Genomic DNA, 18,023 nt, shown 5'->3' on the forward strand with positions numbered 1-18,023 from the left:
TTAAGCCTTTTGAAGACTATCTAACTTTACGTAAGGTGATTCTTTTAGTGGGATTTTGATTTTTCCAAAACAAATTCCAATAGTTGCAATAATAACTAAAAGAGTAGTAATCATAAAGAATACGCATAAAATAGCATTTACAATATTAGAAAATTTGATTTTACTAGCAGCTGAAATTGCTTTTTGTGCTTTTTCAATTTCTGCTTGATCAGTCATAGTTGAAAGTGAAGCTTCAAGATCTTGAATTTTTTTAGATTGAATTTGTGCAACAGCAACGTGACTTACTGCGTTGTGAACTCTATCACCTTCTTTGAATGGTAATACTTTTTGAATTCCACCATACATTGTTGCTGTTAAAACAAAAACAGCAGGAACTACTGTAACCCAAGTATATTTTGCTTTTCCCATTTTTACTAAAATAGTAGTTCCTAAAAGTAAAGCCATACCAGCAAGCATTTGATTACTTACTCCAAATAGTGGCCAAAGTGAATAAATTCCACCTTTAGGATCGATAGCACCTTGATATAAAAAATATCCCCAACCAGCTACACTTAGTGCTGTTGCAAGTATTCCTGCAGGATAACTATGAATATTTCCTAATGGTTTGTAAACATTTCCTAAAATATCTTGTACCATAAATCTGCAAGCTCTTGTTCCTGCATCAACTGCTGTTAAAATAAATAGAGCTTCAAATAAAATAGCAAAATGATACCAAAATGCCATCATATCAACACCACCAAAAATCTCATGTAAGATTAATGCAACTCCAATAGCAAATGTTGGAGCTCCTCCAGTTCTTGATAAAATTGTTTGTTCACCAATATTTGTTGTTAATGAAATAATTTCTTCAGGACTAACAGTAAATCCCCAGCTTGAAATTGTTGTTGCAACTTGTGTTATGTCAGTTCCTATAAATGCAGCAGATGAGTTTACAGCAAAGTAAAGACCTGGATGTAAAATAGTTGCACAAATTAAAGCCATAATTGCAACAGCACTTTCCATAAGCATTGAACCATAACCAACAGGAAGAGCATGAGTTTCATTTTCTAACATTTTTGGAGTTGTTCCACTTGAAATTAAAGCATGGAATCCACTAATAGCTCCACAAGCAATTGTTATAAATAAGAATGGAAATAATGCACCAGCAAATACTGGACCAGTACCATTAAAATATTGAGAGTTTGTTTTTGGCATTTGAATTTCAGGTGCAACAATAACAATTGCAATAGCCATAAGAACAATTACACCGATTTTTAAGAATGTTGAAAGGTAATCTCTAGGAGCAAGTAAAAACCATACAGGTAAAACTGCTGCAATAAAACCATAAGCCATCATAATAATTGCTAAAGTTGGAGCATCAAAAGTAAATCTAGCTGCCCATACTGGATCTGCTGCAATTACACTTCCATAATGAATTGCTAAAATTAAGAGAACAAATCCTATAACTGAAGCTTCTCCAACTTTTCCTGGTCTTAAATATCTCATATAAATTCCCATAAAAATAGCAATAGGAATAGTCATTGCAATAGTAAATAATCCCCAAGGTGACTCAGCAAGTGCTTTTACAACAACCATCGCTAAAATAGCAATAATAATAAGCATTATCCCAAAAATTGCAATCATTGCAACTCCACCAGTAAATGTTCCTAATTCATCTTTTATCATCTCTCCTAAAGATCTACCATTTCTTCTTGTAGAAATAAATAGAACGATAAAGTCATGAACGGCTCCTGCAAAAACTCCACCAACTAGTATCCATAACATAGAAGGTAAATAACCCATTTGAGCTGCCAAAATTGGACCTACAAGTGGACCAGCACCAGCAATAGCAGCAAAGTGATGACCAAATAAAACAGATTTATTTGTAGGAACAAAATCCCTTCCATCATCTTGAACAACAGCAGGTGTTGCTCTGTTTTTATCAAGTTCTAAAACTTTATAAGCAATAAATCTACCATAAAATCTATATCCAATCATATAGATACAAACCGCTGCAACAACTAAATACATAGCTGAAACAGTTTCACCGTTTTGAAGTGCTAAGTACCCAAAGCAAACAGCCCCAAGCAAAGCAACAAAAAACCATAGAATTTTGTTCATAATCTAGCCTTTTTTATTAATTTTGAAATCGCAATTTAGTATAACACATTATTATAAAAAAATTTAATCAAATAGGCAAAAAATCGGATAAGAGAGTACGAAAAGTAACAAAGATAAATTAAATAAAAATTTATCTTTTTTTTTATCTATTTTAGCTATAATCAGCCAAAATTATAGTAGTTAAAAGGATAAATATGGGATTAGGTGTAGGTATAGTAGGACTTCCAAATGTTGGTAAATCAACAACTTTTAATGCTTTAACAAAAGCACAAAATGCAGAGGCTCAAAATTATCCTTTCTGTACTATTGAACCAAATAAAGCGGTAGTTCCAGTACCTGATAAAAGACTTGATGAGTTAGCAAAAATAGTAAATCCAAATAAAATTCAGCATTCAACTATTGACTTTGTTGATATTGCAGGACTTGTAAGAGGAGCTTCAAAAGGTGAGGGTTTAGGAAATCAATTCTTATCAAATATTAGAGAAGTTGAAGTTATTTTACATATGGTAAGATGTTTTGAAGATGGAAATATTACTCACGTTGAAGGTGATGTAAATCCTTTAAGAGATATTGAGATTATTGAAACAGAGCTTATTTATGCTGATATTTCTCAATTAGAGAAAAAAATAGATAGACTTAAAAAACAAGCAAAAGGAAGTAAAGAAGCTGCTTCTCAATTAGTTATTGCAGAAGAGTTATATGCTCATATTGGTGAATTACAACCAGTTAAAACTTTTGAAAAACTTGAAGATGAAGCTTTCAAACAACTTGATAAAGAGTTAAGATTTTTATCAAATAAAGATGTAATTTATGGAGCAAATGTTGATGAAGATTCATTAGCTGATGGTGGAAATAAATATGTTGATATGGTAAAAGAACATGCAAATAGTGTAAATGCTGATGTTATTATGCTATGTGCAAAAATAGAAGAAGAGTTAGTTGGACTTTCTGATGAAGAAGCAAAAGAGTTTTTATCAGATTTAGGTGTACAAGAATCAGGATTAGAGCAAATTATTCATAAAGCATTTGATAAACTTGGTCTTATGAGTTATTTTACAGCTGGAAAAGTAGAAGTTAGAGCTTGGACAATTAGAAAAAATACAAAAGCTCCACAAGCAGCAGCCGTTATTCATAATGATTTTGAAAAAGGGTTTATAAAAGCTGAGGTTATTTCTTACGAAGATTTTATAACATTTGGTGGAGAGACAAAATGTAAAGAATCAGGTAAGTTAAGACTTGAAGGAAAAGATTATGTTGTACAAGATGGGGATGTAATGCACTTTAGATTTAATGTATAGGAATAAAATTTGTTTTCAACTAATATTTTAAATAAGATAGATTCTTTACCTCCTTTACCAAAAACGATAATAGAAGTTGAAGAATTTAGAAAAAAACCAAATAAAGAAATAGCTGATTTATTAAAGATTATTGAAAAAGATGCCTTAATTGTTTCAACTTTATTAAAAATATCTAATTCAGCGATGTTTGGATTTAGATCAAGAGTTGAAACGCCAGCTCGTGCTGTAAGTTTGCTTGGAATTAATTTCACAATTTCTATTGCAATAGCAGGAACTGTACAAAATTTATTAAAATCAGATTTAGAACCTTATGGTGTAAATGTAAATGATTTTATGAAAGCTTCAAATACCGCCTCAATTTTAGCAAATTTGTGGCTTTCAAAAATTGATTTAGCTTTAAAAGAAGAGATTGTTTTACCTGCACTTTTACAAGAAACTGGAAAATTTATTTTAGCTGATTATATTAAACAAGAAAATTTATCTGAGACATTTAGAGGAAAAGTTGATTCAGGTGAATTGATTGAAGATGTTGAAAGAAATCTATTAGGAATTACAACTTCTCAAGTAACAGCTCAAATTTTTAGACATTGGAAACTAAGTGATAAATTAGTAAATATGATTGAAAATGTTGATAATATCTCAAATGTTAATGATGAATATAAAAAACAGACTCAAATTTTAGAAGTTATAAAAACAGCAGCTTATATAAAAAATCCATTAAGTGATGAAAATGTTAAAAAAGCTATAGAAAAAGCTTCAAAATATAAACTAGATATAACAAGTTTAAAAAATGCAATAACTACTTTAAAAGATAGAGTTGACAATATGTTATAAGCCTTGAAGTAGAATATTCCATAAGTATTCAACTTCACTATCACTTAGATGAATGCTTTTTTTTTCTTTAAATAACTCTTTTATTTTAGAAATCTCAAAAACTTTAGATTTTAATATACACTTCGAGTGAACAGGAATAAATCCACGAATTAAAGAAATCTCATTTTCTATTGGTAATTCACATAATAAACATTCAAAATCACTATGTAATCTTCCTTCAAACTCTATTAGAGATATATAAGATTCACAAATTGCTCGTAATACATTTTGTTTTGAAATAATATGAACTAAATTATCTAAAGAGTAAAAATAGAAACTATCAACTTGTTCTAAATCTTTTAAATGGGGATAAAATAGTTTTATATATCTTTGCCAACAGTACATTTTTTCATTATCAAGTATCCAAGGAAATCCTAGTTGTAAAACATCTTTAAGCCTTGAAATACTTGATCTAGTTTTTTCTAATTCAAAATCGATTTTATATCCTATATTTATATTTGAGTGTCTAGCACCATAAAATCGATAAGTTGTTAGAAGTTCATTTTCAGTTAAAATAGTTACGATTAAATCATCGTCTTTTACAGGTTTTATATCTAGAATATAACCTTGCATTAATCTTCTTTTAGCATCTCTTTTATCTCTTCAATTATCTCTTTGCACTCTTCATCATCAATTTCGTTATTTCCCAAATCTTCTAACATATCTTCAAAATCTTTTTTCATTTCTTGCATATGTTTTAACTCTTCTTTTACATTTTCATCATCTTTTTTTGAAGCAATAATTTCAAATAAATCATCAATATAATCTTCTATTTCGATAAGAACTTCATCTTTTATTAATTTTTCTAACTCTTTTTGGATAGTCATTTTTACACCTTTTTTTAAATTTGGTAATTATAACAAAAAAGAGTTACCCTTTTGCTTCAATTATTTAGTATAATATCTGTGTTAGAATATAAGATATTTGATAGTAAGGAGAATATATGGCACAGTTCAAAGGTGTTTCTATTGCAAAAGCAGCAAACATTCTTTATGGAGGAAATATTACTAGTAGATCAATTACATTTGAAGATGGTTCTAAAAAAACTTTAGGAATTATGCTTCCAGGTGAATATGAGTTAAATACAGTAAATAAAGAGATTATTGATATTCAAATGGGTTCTTTAGAAGTTTTATTACCAGCACAAGAGTGGAAAAAATATGATGCTCCTGCTTCTTTTGAAGTTCCAGCAAATTCAAAATTTAAACTAAGAGTACATAATTTAACTGATTATTGTTGTTCTTTTATAAAAAATTAATTTTACTAACAATGCGAAAAAATCGCATTGTAATGTAATTTATTCAAAGATAGTTTTATCTAATTCTTCAAATTTTAAAACTTTTTTCCCAAAATGGTCTTGCATAAACTTTTTAGCTTGAGTTTCATCTTTAAAAGGAATAATCTCTTTTCCCATAGGACCATGAACATTAGAATCTATTACAAAATAAGCATTTTTAGCATTAATTGCTTCAAGGAAATAATAGTCAGTTACAGTTATTTCATCTATGTTAACTTCATTTTTACTATATTTTGATGGATCAAAATAAAATTTTAACATATCTTTTACACCATCAAAATAGTAAGAATTTCCACTTTTTGTTGAAATTTTTGCTACCCATTTTGGATATTTTGCTACATACATTCCACAAACTGGACATTTAGCATCTTTAGGAACATCAATAACTTGAGATTTTTCATTTGCTAAAAGTGGATTTGATAAATAAAGACTTACAGCTTCAACTTTATCTTCATCTAAATTTTTACAAATAGCATTTGCTGTTAAAAACTCTTTTGCTTCATCTAGTGAAGTAAAATCTTTAATTTGATTTTTATCACACAGTTCTTCAAATATCTTTTTACCTTTTTTTGCAATTAATGTTTCTTTTATATCTACTTTTTTTGATGTCTCTTCCATATGATTAGAATGTGACATCATGTCATGAGCATTTAAGCTCGTAAATAAAGAAGCAACAAACATGAAAAATATACTTTTTTTCATAAATTTCCTTTGTTTTAAAATATTTAATTATATAAAAAAGGTGTTAATTTTTTGTTAAATTATTTAGTTCATCTTCTCCTAAAACTATATTTTTACCACTATTTTTTGCTTTATACAAAATTTTATCTACTCTTTTAAATAATTTTTCTTTTGTATCTTCATAATTATAAATTGCAACTCCAAAACTACAAGTTATTTTCTTTTGTGATACGTTAAAATCATGTTCAAATATAATTCTTCTTAAATTATTTGCTACTATTTTTGCTTGTTCAAGAGAAGTATTTGGAAGTAGAATTACAAATTCTTCTCCTCCCCACCTTGAAAGAGTATCTGTTCCTCTAACATTTTTTGTTAGTAAATTTGAAATAGATTTTATTACTTCATCTCCTTCATCATGACCAAAAGTATCATTAATTCTTTTGAAATCATCAATATCTAGTAAAATAATACTTAATGGATTTTTTTGTATTTTTGCTTTTTGTACTTCTAAATCAAAAAATTCTTCAAACTTCATTCTATTAAATATACCAGTTAAAATATCGATAGAGGCTTGTTGTTCTAAAGTTTGTGCCATAGAATAAAGCTCATCAACTTTGTGTTTCATAGCTTTATTTAGAGTGCTTAATTGCTCCTTAGCATTTTCAAATTCTGTTACATCATTTCTTATTGCAATAAATTCAACAATATCTCCGTCAATATCTAAAATAGGTACAATTGTTGAGTAAACAACATAACTTCTACCATCTTTTCTCAAATTCGTAATAAGCCCTTGCCATGGCTTTTTATTTTTTATTGTGTCCCACAATTCTTTAAATATCTTACTTGGCATTGAAGGATGTCTTATTATATTATGAGCTTTTCCTATTAATTCTTCTCTTCTATAACCTGAAACTTCACAAAACTTATCATTTACATAAGTAATAAGACCTTTGGGATTTGTTTTTGAAACAATATTGCTTAAATCAACAGCCTTTTTATATTCAGAAAGTAAATTAGAATGATTATCTTTTATATTATATTTTTGACTAAATAAATGTTCATAATCAATATAAAGTTCATTTTTTATTAATAAAAAGTTTTTTTCTATGTCCGTTTGCAAAGCAAATGATAAGAGTTCTTCCTCATAAAAAAAACGGAAAAGAGATGCTTTTAGAGATGATAAAAGTGTAAATAGATTTATAATATTTAATGAATTTTTATTTAATAGTTTTAAAAAGTCATTTCTAATAGGACAATCTGACATTGTAAGTTCCCATTTTAGAACATTAACTATACAATCAAAAAAATCATAAAATATTCTTTTTTCTTCATTTGATAACTGAGCAGTTAGACATATATCCTTTACCTCTTGCATTTCAAGCCAGTAATCAACAATTTTATTTTTATTGATTTTTAAAAGATGTGAAAATTCTTTTAAATAGATAATCCCTTTCATTTATTAACCTTATAAAAAATATAAGTTAATTATACATAAAAATAAAGATATAGTAAATAAAAAAATTATTAAATCTAATAAAACAAAATTAGCAGTTATATTTGATATAATGTCCTAATGAATAAAGAAGAATATTTTATAAAACAATTTTCAAATAATAAATTTATTGGTGATGATGGAGCTTTTATTGATGGTTTTGTTTACTCAATGGATGCTTTTTTTGAGAATGTTCATTTCAAAAAAGAGTGGATGAGTTTAAAACAAATTGCTTATAAATCAATGATAGTTAATATTTCTGACGCGATTGCAATGAATGCAAGACCTTTGTATGCACTTTTAAGTGTTGCTATTCCAAAGTCATATTCAAATGAAGATTTACAAGAGTTAGCAAAAGGTTTTAAAAAAGCTGCTAGTGAATTTGATATAGAAATAATTGGTGGAGATACAATAGCAAATGAAAAACTTGATATTAGTGTAACAATTATTTCAAAAACATCAAATCCAATATTTAGAAATGGTATAAAAAAAGGTGAAATTCTTTGTTATACTGGAAAATTAGGAACTACAAAAAAAGATTTAGAAAAACTTTTTGAAGATAAAAAAATATCTAAAAAATCAAAATTTATAAAACCCATTTTAAATCCAGAATTTTTTTATGAAATATCTTCTTATGTCACAGCTTCACTTGATATTTCTGATGGATTATTTTTTGAACTTGAACGTTTATCAAAAGCAAGTAAAGTAGGCTTTGAATTTTTTCATGAAATAGATGAAAAAATAGGAACTTCTGGTGAAGAATATGAAATACTTTTTTCTTTTAATAAAAAGAATTTAAGTAAAATAAAAAAAATAGCAAAAAAACATAAAATAAAACTAAATATTTTTGCAAAAGCGATAAAAGGTGAATACAAAACAGATTGTAAAAATCATCATTTTTAGTTAAGAAGTAGAAAGAACAACTCGTTGTTCTCTTTAGTATTTTGCTACTTTTAACAATTTTTTATAAATTGTTAAAAGTAGTTAAAAATGTATCGGTTCCTTAAAATTAGGAACTTAATTTAAAGGAAAAAATTTGGAACAATTACAAAGATATTTAAATCACTCTAAAATAGATGTAGTATTTAAGCAAAGCAAAGATGATTTTGTGGTTACAGAAATACCACTTTATGAGTTCTCAGGTGAGGGTGAACATCTTATATTAAAATTAAGAAAAAAAGATTTAGCAACTTGGGATGCTATTGAAATATTAGCAAGATATTTAGAGTGTAGTACAAGAGAGTTTGGATATGCAGGACTTAAAGATAAAAATGCGATGACAATCCAATCTATTTCTATTCATAGAAAGTTTGAAGAAAAATTACAAAACTTTCAACACGAAAATATAAAAATACTTGAAACAACTTATCATAATAATAAAATCAAAATTGGACATTTAAAAGGTAATAAATTTTTTATTAGATTAAAAAGAGTAGGGCTTGTAGAAAAAAGAAAAATTGAAGAAGCTTTAGGTCAAATTGCTACTTTTGGAATTCCAAATTACTTTGGTTTCCAAAGATTTGGAATAGAAGGTGATAATTATAAAAAAGGTAAAGATATAATTGATGGAAAATTAAAAGAGAGAAATAGAAACTTAAAACAAATGTATATCAATGCTTATCAAAGTTATCTTTTTAATTCTTGGCTTTCTAAAAGAATAGAAATTTCAAAACTTATTGATGCTTTTGAACCAAAAGAGATTTATCAAAAATTAAATCTTCCACTTGAAGTTGTAAAAAGAATGAAAAAACAAAAACACCCTTTTAAAATTATGACAGGTGATTTATTATCACATTATCCTTTTGGAAAAATTTTTACTATTGAAGATTTAGAAACAGAATCTTTAAAATTTTATGAAAGAGATAGAGTACCAACTGGTCTTTTGTGTGGTAAAAGAGTAAAAAATTCTGAAGGTTTAGCTTACGAAATAGAAAAAGAGTTTGAAGAAGATATAAACGAAGATGGAGCAAGAAGATTTGCTTGGATTTTCCCTGAAGAATTAGAAAGTAATTATAAAGAGGATAAAAATTGGATAGAACTACAATTTTATCTTCCAAAAGGTTCTTATGCAACTGAAGTAATTGCAGAAATAATTCATTAATTTATTAAGTTAAAATAAGTTAGACTTTTTAAACTATATATAAAGGGAAAGAATGAAATACGAAGAATTGATAACACAACTTTGTGAAGTGATAAAAGAGTCTGAAAATGATGCAGAGCAAATTTTTAGTAATACTGAAGATATAGCAAGTATAATTGAAGACTTAGAAATCCCTTTATATAAAAGAGAAAAAATAACTACTTTGATATCAAATATTTATGGTTCTTTACAGCATCAAGATTTATATAGACAAAAAATTGAAAGAGTAGTAAATTATGTATGTGAAAAAAATGATATTGACAAGAGTCAGTATAATTTAGCGCCAAGTGCAAAAACTATTGATAAGACAGAAGATAGTTTAACAGATGAAGAATTAGAAGCTTTGATAAAACAGATGCAAGATTGATAAATAAAAGAAGAAAAATCTTCTTTTATTTTTGATTTTCTTTACAGTGGTATTTTTTTAGATTATTTAAATTTTCAAAAATTTGTGCTAATTTATTTTCAACCTCTTCAGCTTTTTTATTTAAAAATGTATTTTTATCTTTATTTGAATTTATTTCAACTAATTCTTGAAGTGTTTTGTGGAAACTTTCATCTAGTTTATTTAATTCTTCTATAAATTCAGAATCTATTTCTTTATTAGAAGCAGATACATTAGTTAGCCAATTTTTTAGATTTTGATTTTTTTCAATTCTAAAATTGTCATAACTTCCAAGTTTTCCATAAATTCCATCTTTTGTATTTAATAAATCTACTTTAATTAAAGCTGTATCATAAACTAAGTCAATATCACAAACTTTATCTAAAGAATCTTCTAAGAATGATGCTCTTGAAGCTACAGTTATAAGTGAACTTGACATTGAACTAATATTTGATGTTATTGTTGAAATTTGTTTTGCAATTTCAGTATTTTTATGTATTGCTTTATCCAAAAGAGTAATAGCATTTCCAATTTGAACAATACCTTTTTCTTGCTCTTTTGACGAATTAGAAACATCATCAATTGTTTCTAATGTAGTTGCAATATTACCACTTAGCTCAGTATATCCATGTATCATATTATCTGAGATTTTTTTACCTTCTTTTGCCTTATTTGTAGCATTTTCAACTATATCTTTTATTTGTCTAGCTGCTTCAGCACTTCTATTTGCAAGATTTCGTACCTCTGCTGCAACAACAGCAAACCCTTTTCCTGCTTCTCCTGCAGTTGCTGCTTCAACTGCTGCATTTAAACTTAAGATATTTGTTTGAAATGCAATTTGATCAATAACTTCAATAGCTTCATTTATTGAGCTTACTTCTTTGTTTATTTCATCCATAGATAGTGCAGTTTGATTTGCTAAAACTTGTCCATTTTTTGCTGAATCTATAAGATTTTGTGCAAGTTTAGACATCTCTACAGTTGAAGTTGTATTATTATGAATTGTTGCTGTGATTTGCTCAATTGCAGCAGCTGTTTCAACTAAAGATGCAGATTGTTCATTTGACGAAAGAGATAAATTTTTCGAAGCTTCAGTTAAAGTTTTACTATTTTGGTTTAGAGCATTTCCTGCATTCATAATCATAGCTAGAATTTCTGAAGTATTATTACCAACTAATTTTATACCAGATACCAAAGAACCTAAGTTTCCATGAATATTATCATTCATAATAAAATCATATTTTGATTCAGAATAGTGTCTTAATGTTTCATTTATTTTATCTAAAGTCTCTTTTATAGTGCTTATCATAATATTCAATTTATTTTTTAAATCTTCTACGTGAGGATTTGCAGCTTTTGAATTTACATTATAAACAAAGAAACCATTTGATGTTTTTTCTATAACATTGCTAACTTCTTCAATAACTTTTTCATCTTGTTTTAAACCATCTCTTACTTTATCCATATAAGCATTGAATAGTTTTGCAACATCACCAATCTCGTCGTTTGATTTGATGTTTAAATTGATATTAGAATCATTTGAATTTAAAAGATTTGAAAAACCATCTTTTAAATCATCTATAGGATTTGTTGCTTTTCTAACAATTATAAAGATAAGACCAATAGTGATTAAACCTAAGATTAATGACATTATTGAAATATCAGCCACTAAACGACTAATAGAAACATCTACTTCATCTAAAGAGAAAGTTAAGTCCATAACTCCTATAACATCACCTTCATTTTGATTCGCATGACACATCAAACATTCACTTGTTGCAATCATAGGTTTAATCATTCTTAAAGAGTGACCATTTTTATCATCACTTTGAATAATTGACGGTTGTTTTGTTTCAAAAGTTTTTAGAATCTCTTTGTCTGTAGTAAATTGAGTATTTGAAGGATATAATTCAAGTAAAGCTTGACTTTTTGCAACAGTTAGATTTTTTACACCTTTTATTTGTCTAGCTTCTTCTTCAGCCTTTGCAATTAGTGCAGGATCTCCTGTATTCATAGTATTTCTTAGAGTTTGAAACATAGATGCGTTTAGCATCCCTAAATTTTCTTTAGCATTAGCAATAGAATCTTTGGTAACTTTAGATGTAGTTATATATACAATAGTGGTACTACTAATAAACATCAATGCAAATAGAGCAACTATGATCTTATTACTAATCTTTTTAGTTATAATTTCAAACATCGTACAAGCCTTTTTATTTAAGTGTATTTATTATATAATGAAGTTTATTTATTAAATATTAATTTTAAATAAAAATTATAATTTTTACAAAGAGAAAAAAAATAGTTTATGATAGTAGGACTTATAGGAAAAATAATAAAAAAAGAACCAACACAGTTAAATGTAAACGTAAATGGAGTTATTTATGAGGTTTTTGTTTCATTAAATTGTAGTTCAAAGATTGTTTCTGATGATGTAAAATTGGAAATAACTCATATTATAAGAGAAGATGCACAAAGTTTATATGGTTTTTTGGATTCAAATGAAAAAAAGCTTTTTGATACAGTTATAAAAATAAATGGAGTTGGACCTAAAGTTGCACTTGCAATTTGTTCTACTTTTACACCAACATCATTTGCACAAATAGTAAGCTCAAATGATGTTTCAATGTTAAAAAGAGTTCCAGGAATTGGACCTAAAGGTGCTAGTAGAATTTTAGTAGAATTATCTGGATTTATTATTGATTCAAATGATGAAACAAGTGGTTCATCTTCAGCTTTAGAAGCTGCCTTAGCTTTAGAATCTTTAGGATTTAAAAAAGATTTAGTATCAAGTGTATTAAAAACTTGTGTTAATTCAAATACAAGTGATTTAGTAAAAGAAGCATTAAAAAAATTACAAAAATAGTATAAAAAAGGTTTATTAATGAAAGTAGCAATAGTTTTTGGTGGAATAAGTTTTGAACATGAAATTTCAATAGTAAGTTCAATTGCATTAAAAGATGTTTTAAAAAAAGATGAAATAATTTATTTGTTTTTAGACTCTTCAAGACAGATGTATCATATTCCAACAAATATTATAAAATCAAAACTTTTTAGCAGTGGTGAATACAAAAAATTTGATAAAGTTTATTTTCAAAAAGGTGGTTTTTATAAAAAAGGTGGAGTTTTCTCAAAAGATAAAAATATAGATTTTGATGTTGTTTTAAATCTTTCTCATGGTGGAGATGGAGAAGATGGTATTTTATCTTCTGTTTTAGATTTTTATTCTATTCCTTTTATTGCACCAAGAACAGAAGCTTGTGTTGTTAGTTCAAACAAATTTTTAACAAAAGGTTATGCGAAAAGTGTTAATGTTAATACTTTAGATTACAAATATTTTACAAAAGATGACAAAATTGAAGTAGATAGTTTCCCTATTATTTTAAAACCTGTAAAATTAGGAAGTTCAATTGGTGTAGCAATAGTTAAATCTCAAGAAGAACTTCAATATGCTTTAGATGTTGCTTTTGAATTTGATGATGCAATTATAATTGAACCTTTTATTAGTGGAGTAAAAGAGTATAACTTAGCTGGAACAAAAGTAAATGGAGAGTTTAAATTTTCAATTATTGAAGAACCACAAAAAGCTGAATTTTTAGATTTTGATAAAAAATATTTAGACTTTTCAAGAACATCAAAAGCAAAAGAGGTTGATTTAGGCGAGAAGTTAAATAATGAAATAAAAGAGTCATTTAAAAGACTTTATAACACACTGTTTGAAGGTTCAATCATAAGATGTGATTTTTTTGTGATTAATGATGAGATTTATTTAAATGAAATCAACTCAATTCCAGGATCTATGGCAAACTATTTATTTGAAGATTTTCAATCTTTATTTCATCAAGTAGCAAAAAATCTTCCTAGAAAAAAACATATTCCAATAACTTATGAGTATGTAAATAAAATTCATTCAGCTAAAGGAAAATAACTTTGGCAATCAAAAATATAGTTATTGATAATAAAATTTTTGATATTTCTTATGAGATTATAAATCCAAGTGCAACAAAGGATATAATCTTTCTTCATGGCTGGGGTTCAAATAAAGATATTATGAAAAGTGCATTTTCTAGATATCTAAAAGATTTTAGACATATCTATATTGACTTACCAGGTTTTGGAAAAAGTCCAAATGAGTATGTTTTAACTACAAATGATTATGTAAATATTACTTCAGAATTTTTAAAACTTCTTCACTCTTCTAAAGAGTTTATAGCAGGACATTCTTATGGTGGAAAAGTGGCAACTTTGCTTAATCCACAAAATCTTATACTTTTAAGTAGCGCTGGAATTTTAGAAGAAAAACCTTTTGATGTGAAACTAAAAATCTTTTTTGCAAAAGTTTTAAATTTTTTAGGTTTAAAAAATATAACAAAAAGATTTAGAAGTAAAGATGTAGATAAAATGAGTGAAAATATGTATGCAACTTTTAAAAATGTTGTAAATGAAGATTTTTCTTCTTATTTTTCAGATTTTTCAAATAAAGCTTTTATTTTTTGGGGCAAAGATGATAAAGCAACTTCTTTAGAATCTGGACAAAAAATAGCAAATTTGATAAAAAAATCTACTTTTGAAGCTTTTGAAGGGGATCATTACTTTTTTATAAAAAAAGCAAAAAATATTTGTGAAAGAATAGAAAATGGAATATATTAATATAATCACACACATTGTTTTAATAATGAGTTTAGGTTGGTATTTGATAACTAATCTGCAATGGTACAATTATAAATTAGATAGAGTTATATTTAAACATCATAAATGGCAATGGCATATCACATACTTTCTTTCTCCTATTGTTTTATTTTATATCATTCCTGAACCTTATTTTACTATTTATTTTTTTCTAGTATTTTTGACAAGTTTTGTTTTATGGAATAAAAAATTAGATCGTGGATTAGTTTTAACTTCAAGAGTTAAAAGATTTTTAGTGATTTTATTATTGAGTACATTTGCTATAATTTCTTTTTGTTTATCTAATCCAAATTGTGCAAATTTATTTATTTTTACTCCATTACTTTTGGCTTATATCTTTTCTACACTATTAGAAAAACTGTTTTTTATCTCTTTTAAGCACAAAGGTAAAAAAAGAGTAAAAAGTATAAAAGATTTAAAAATAGTAGAAATCACTGCATCTTTTGGTAAAACTTCAATTAAGAATTATCTTTATCATATTTTGAAAAATAAATATAAAGTTTATAAAACACCAAGAAGTGTAAATACTATTGCAGGAATAGTTCTTGATGTAAATAAAGATTTACCAGCTGATACTCAAATTTATATAGCAGAAGCAGGGGCTAGAGTAAAAGGTGATATTGAAGAAATAACTATGTTTTTAGAACCTCAAATTTGTGTTATTGGAAGTGTAGGTGAACAACACATTGAGTATTTTAAAACTTTAGAAAATATTATAAATACAAAAATGGAGATTTTAAAATCTCCAAATATGAAAATGGGATTTGTACATGAATCAGTTCCAATTTCAAACAGTCAAAATATTACAAAATTCCCAAATAGTTTACATATAGTAAAAAGTAATTTAGATGGTATTTGGTTTGATGTTGAAGTTGGTGGAAATATTGAACATTTTTATGCACCAATTTTAGGAAGTTTTAATGCTATAAATTTAACAGCTGTTATTTTAGTTGCACATTATCTAGGAATGGATATTTTAGAGATAAAAGCAGCACTTACAACTTTACCTCAAGTTGAACATAGGTTACAAAAAATTGAAGCAAATGGAAAAATTATCGTAGATGACTCTTTTAATGGAAATCTTGAAGGAATGCTTGAAGCTGTGAATATCTGTTCAAGTTATGAAGGTAGAAAAGTTATTATAACTCCTGGGCTTGTAGAATCAACTGACGAAGCAAATATACTTTTAGCAAAAGCAATAGATGAAAATTTTGATTATGTTATTTTGACTGGAAGTTTAAATACTCAACTTTTAAAAGCAAATATAAATGAAAATAAAGTCTATATTTTAAAAGATAAATCAAAAATGCAAGAAGTTTTAGCAGAACTTACAAGAACTGGTGATTTAATTTTATTTGCAAACGATGCACCAAATTTTATATAAGGTTTTTTAAATGGAACACCTTTACGCACCTTGGCGATATGAATATGTAAGTGAAGATAAAATAGAAGGTTGTGTTTTTTGTCATATTGGAAAAAACTTAAAGGATGAAAAACTACAAGTAATATTTAGTGATGAATATTGTTATGTTGTTATGAATAAATATCCATATAGTCCAGGTCATATTATGGTTATTCCTTATTTTCATACTTGTAATATCGAAGATTTGGATGAAAATGTTTGGTTAAAAATAAGCATTAGAGTAAGACAAGCTGTTAAGCTTTTAAAAGAAATTATGCCTTGTGAAGGTTGTAATATTGGAATGAATCTTGGACGTGCAGCAGGTGCTGGAATAGAACAACACGTACATTATCATATTTTACCAAGATGGATTGGTGATACAAATTTTATAAGTACAATTGGTGGAACAAGAGTTTATCCTGCTTCTTTTGATGAAATATTTAAAAAACTAAAAGATAACGCTTCTAAATATTTTGTATAAATCTTTTTAAATTATTTGAAATTGTGACGCAAACTGTGACAACTTTTTGTTATAGTTTTATATTAAAGTGATAATTGATTTCAAAGTAAGAATTTAAAAGGATAAAAATGGTTAAACAAATAGTTAGAAAAATATTTCAAATAAAAAATATAAAACTAAGAATTTTTATATTGATAATTCTTTTTATAGGTTCATTAGCTATTTTTCAATATGGAATCCAAATAAAAACAATAAAAGAGATGTTTCAACCACAATTATCTTCAAATCCAGAAGCAACAGAACATTTTATAGATGCTATGGGAGTAGCATCTTATATTGAAAGGTTACATAATTTTGTGAATTATGATAGTTTTTTGATGAAACCATTCTTATATAAAATGAATAAAGATTATGAAAAAGGAAAATCATTGCTTCCAGAAACTTCTGCAGAAGATGTATTTTGGTATATGTTACTTTATAGAAAAATATATGGAATAGGGGCTATGACATCAAATAATGATAACTCTCTTCGCTATGATAAAGACTTTAAAACAGAAGAAGAGTATAAAAAATATTATGAAGAGATACTAGATAAAATCACAAGATTAGGAACACTTGACTTTAAATATAATGCACTTCTTATAAAAGATAATAAGTTAAGAATGATGAATATGCTTCTTACTGAATATTTGGATTTAGTTAATAGATTTATATATGATTATTTGATAGAAAAAAAATCTAATTTAATACTAGAACGAAAATATTTAGATGATATAAATAGTGTTTATAATTTATATCAACATTATTTAATAAACAATGATGATAAACGGCTAATTGATAATAAATATTTTGAAATAAGGATATTATCATATTTATTAAATATAGATAAGTATCAAACTTTGAAAGTAGATTGTCAAAACTCAAAATATAAAGAATTATTTAAAGGTATAAGAGATATTGAAAATTTGCGTATAAATTTAGAAGTAGAATATGATAAACCTTTATTATCATATATATTTAGGAAAACTTCATGGTTAAAAAATTTAGTGAAATCATTAAACAATTGTGATAGTTTAAAAGAAGAAGTATTTGAAGTTCTTAAAATTTTAAATAAAGAATAAGTAAGGAGTATAAAATGTCAACTGATACACAACATCTGCAATTAAAAGAAATAATAAATGGATAAATATTTTATATGATACAATC

At 26.4% G+C, this 18,023-nt stretch carries 18 protein-coding genes; 12 read left to right on the plus strand and 6 right to left on the minus strand.

The genetic code is table 11. From position 1 onward, the window contains the following. The gene (locus CKV87_RS03665) at positions 1–2,100 is read right to left on the minus strand and encodes a carbon starvation CstA family protein (RefSeq protein WP_012012496.1); all 2,100 of its coding nucleotides are present in this window, start codon (positions 2,098–2,100) and stop codon (positions 1–3) included. Between the two features lie 194 nt (positions 2,101–2,294). On the opposite strand from CKV87_RS03665, the gene ychF reads away from it, so the two are divergent. Further along, on the plus strand, positions 2,295–3,398 hold the full coding sequence (gene ychF, locus CKV87_RS03670) for a redox-regulated ATPase YchF (protein WP_012012497.1): 1,104 nt from the start codon (positions 2,295–2,297) through the stop codon (positions 3,396–3,398). Between the two features lie 9 nt (positions 3,399–3,407). Continuing rightward, positions 3,408–4,232, plus strand: a complete 825-nt coding sequence (locus CKV87_RS03675; protein WP_012012498.1) for an HDOD domain-containing protein — start codon at positions 3,408–3,410, stop codon at positions 4,230–4,232. Here CKV87_RS03675 and recO read toward each other — a convergent pair. Both recO and CKV87_RS03685 read right to left on the minus strand, forming a co-directional pair. Beyond that, complete coding sequence (recO, locus tag CKV87_RS03680; RefSeq protein ID WP_012012499.1) at positions 4,227–4,844, minus strand: recombination protein RecO; 618 nt, start codon at positions 4,842–4,844, stop codon at positions 4,227–4,229. The genes CKV87_RS03675 and recO overlap by 6 nt on opposite strands. Then, complete coding sequence (locus CKV87_RS03685; RefSeq protein ID WP_004510804.1) at positions 4,844–5,098, minus strand: hypothetical protein; 255 nt, start codon at positions 5,096–5,098, stop codon at positions 4,844–4,846. Before CKV87_RS03685 ends, recO begins: the two co-directional genes overlap by 1 nt. Positions 5,099–5,214: 116 nt before the next feature. On the opposite strand from CKV87_RS03685, the gene ppnP reads away from it, so the two are divergent. After that, entirely contained in the window at positions 5,215–5,529 is a 315-nt protein-coding gene (gene ppnP, locus CKV87_RS03690) for a pyrimidine/purine nucleoside phosphorylase (protein WP_004510805.1), read from the plus strand. A gap of 39 nt (positions 5,530–5,568) precedes the next feature. On the opposite strand, the gene CKV87_RS03695 is transcribed toward ppnP, so the two are convergent. Both CKV87_RS03695 and CKV87_RS03700 read right to left on the minus strand, forming a co-directional pair. Further along, on the minus strand, positions 5,569–6,270 hold the full coding sequence (locus CKV87_RS03695) for a nitrous oxide reductase accessory protein NosL (protein ID WP_012012500.1): 702 nt from the start codon (positions 6,268–6,270) through the stop codon (positions 5,569–5,571). A 43-nt stretch (positions 6,271–6,313) separates the two neighbouring features. Further along, positions 6,314–7,705: a sensor domain-containing diguanylate cyclase gene (locus tag CKV87_RS03700; protein ID WP_012012501.1), complete on the minus strand. Its 1,392-nt coding sequence runs from the start codon at positions 7,703–7,705 to the stop codon at positions 6,314–6,316. Between the two features lie 117 nt (positions 7,706–7,822). On the opposite strand from CKV87_RS03700, the gene CKV87_RS03705 reads away from it, so the two are divergent. From CKV87_RS03705 to CKV87_RS03715, 3 genes are all read left to right on the plus strand, one after another. Next, positions 7,823–8,644 carry a thiamine-phosphate kinase gene (locus tag CKV87_RS03705; protein ID WP_012012502.1) on the plus strand — a complete coding sequence of 274 codons (822 nt, stop codon included), beginning with the start codon at positions 7,823–7,825 and terminating at the stop codon, positions 8,642–8,644. A 133-nt stretch (positions 8,645–8,777) separates the two neighbouring features. Continuing rightward, positions 8,778–9,842, plus strand: coding sequence for a tRNA pseudouridine(13) synthase TruD (truD, locus tag CKV87_RS03710; RefSeq protein WP_012012503.1), 1,065 nt, complete (start codon positions 8,778–8,780; stop codon positions 9,840–9,842). Between the two features lie 52 nt (positions 9,843–9,894). After that, on the plus strand, positions 9,895–10,248 hold the full coding sequence (locus CKV87_RS03715) for a hypothetical protein (RefSeq protein WP_012012504.1): 354 nt from the start codon (positions 9,895–9,897) through the stop codon (positions 10,246–10,248). A 25-nt stretch (positions 10,249–10,273) separates the two neighbouring features. On the opposite strand, the gene CKV87_RS03720 is transcribed toward CKV87_RS03715, so the two are convergent. Then, positions 10,274–12,466 (minus strand): methyl-accepting chemotaxis protein, encoded by a 2,193-nt coding sequence (locus CKV87_RS03720; protein ID WP_012012505.1) that lies wholly within the window; start codon positions 12,464–12,466, stop codon positions 10,274–10,276. 108 nt (positions 12,467–12,574) lie between these two features. Between CKV87_RS03720 and ruvA the strand changes: the two genes are divergently transcribed. The 6 genes from ruvA (at position 12,575) to CKV87_RS03750 (ending at position 17,938) form a co-directional block, all read left to right on the plus strand. Next, entirely contained in the window at positions 12,575–13,132 is a 558-nt protein-coding gene (gene ruvA / locus CKV87_RS03725) for a Holliday junction branch migration protein RuvA (RefSeq protein ID WP_012012506.1), read from the plus strand. Between the two features lie 18 nt (positions 13,133–13,150). Further along, entirely contained in the window at positions 13,151–14,194 is a 1,044-nt protein-coding gene (locus CKV87_RS03730) for a D-alanine--D-alanine ligase (protein ID WP_012012507.1), read from the plus strand. Positions 14,195–14,196: 2 nt separating this feature from the next. Beyond that, positions 14,197–14,916, plus strand: a complete 720-nt coding sequence (locus CKV87_RS03735; protein WP_012012508.1) for an alpha/beta fold hydrolase — start codon at positions 14,197–14,199, stop codon at positions 14,914–14,916. Beyond that, a complete protein-coding gene (locus CKV87_RS03740) occupies positions 14,903–16,339 on the plus strand; it encodes a Mur ligase family protein (protein WP_012012509.1) in 1,437 nt (478 codons plus the stop codon). The genes CKV87_RS03735 and CKV87_RS03740 overlap by 14 nt, the downstream gene beginning before the upstream one ends. Positions 16,340–16,349: 10 nt before the next feature. Beyond that, positions 16,350–16,838 (plus strand): HIT family protein, encoded by a 489-nt coding sequence (locus CKV87_RS03745; protein WP_012012510.1) that lies wholly within the window; start codon positions 16,350–16,352, stop codon positions 16,836–16,838. A 107-nt stretch (positions 16,839–16,945) separates the two neighbouring features. Continuing rightward, positions 16,946–17,938 carry a hypothetical protein gene (locus CKV87_RS03750; RefSeq protein ID WP_012012511.1) on the plus strand — a complete coding sequence of 331 codons (993 nt, stop codon included), beginning with the start codon at positions 16,946–16,948 and terminating at the stop codon, positions 17,936–17,938. Positions 17,939–18,023 lie beyond the last annotated feature (85 nt).

The organism is Aliarcobacter butzleri, assembly GCF_900187115.1.
Lineage (GTDB): Bacteria > Campylobacterota > Campylobacteria > Campylobacterales > Arcobacteraceae > Aliarcobacter > Aliarcobacter butzleri.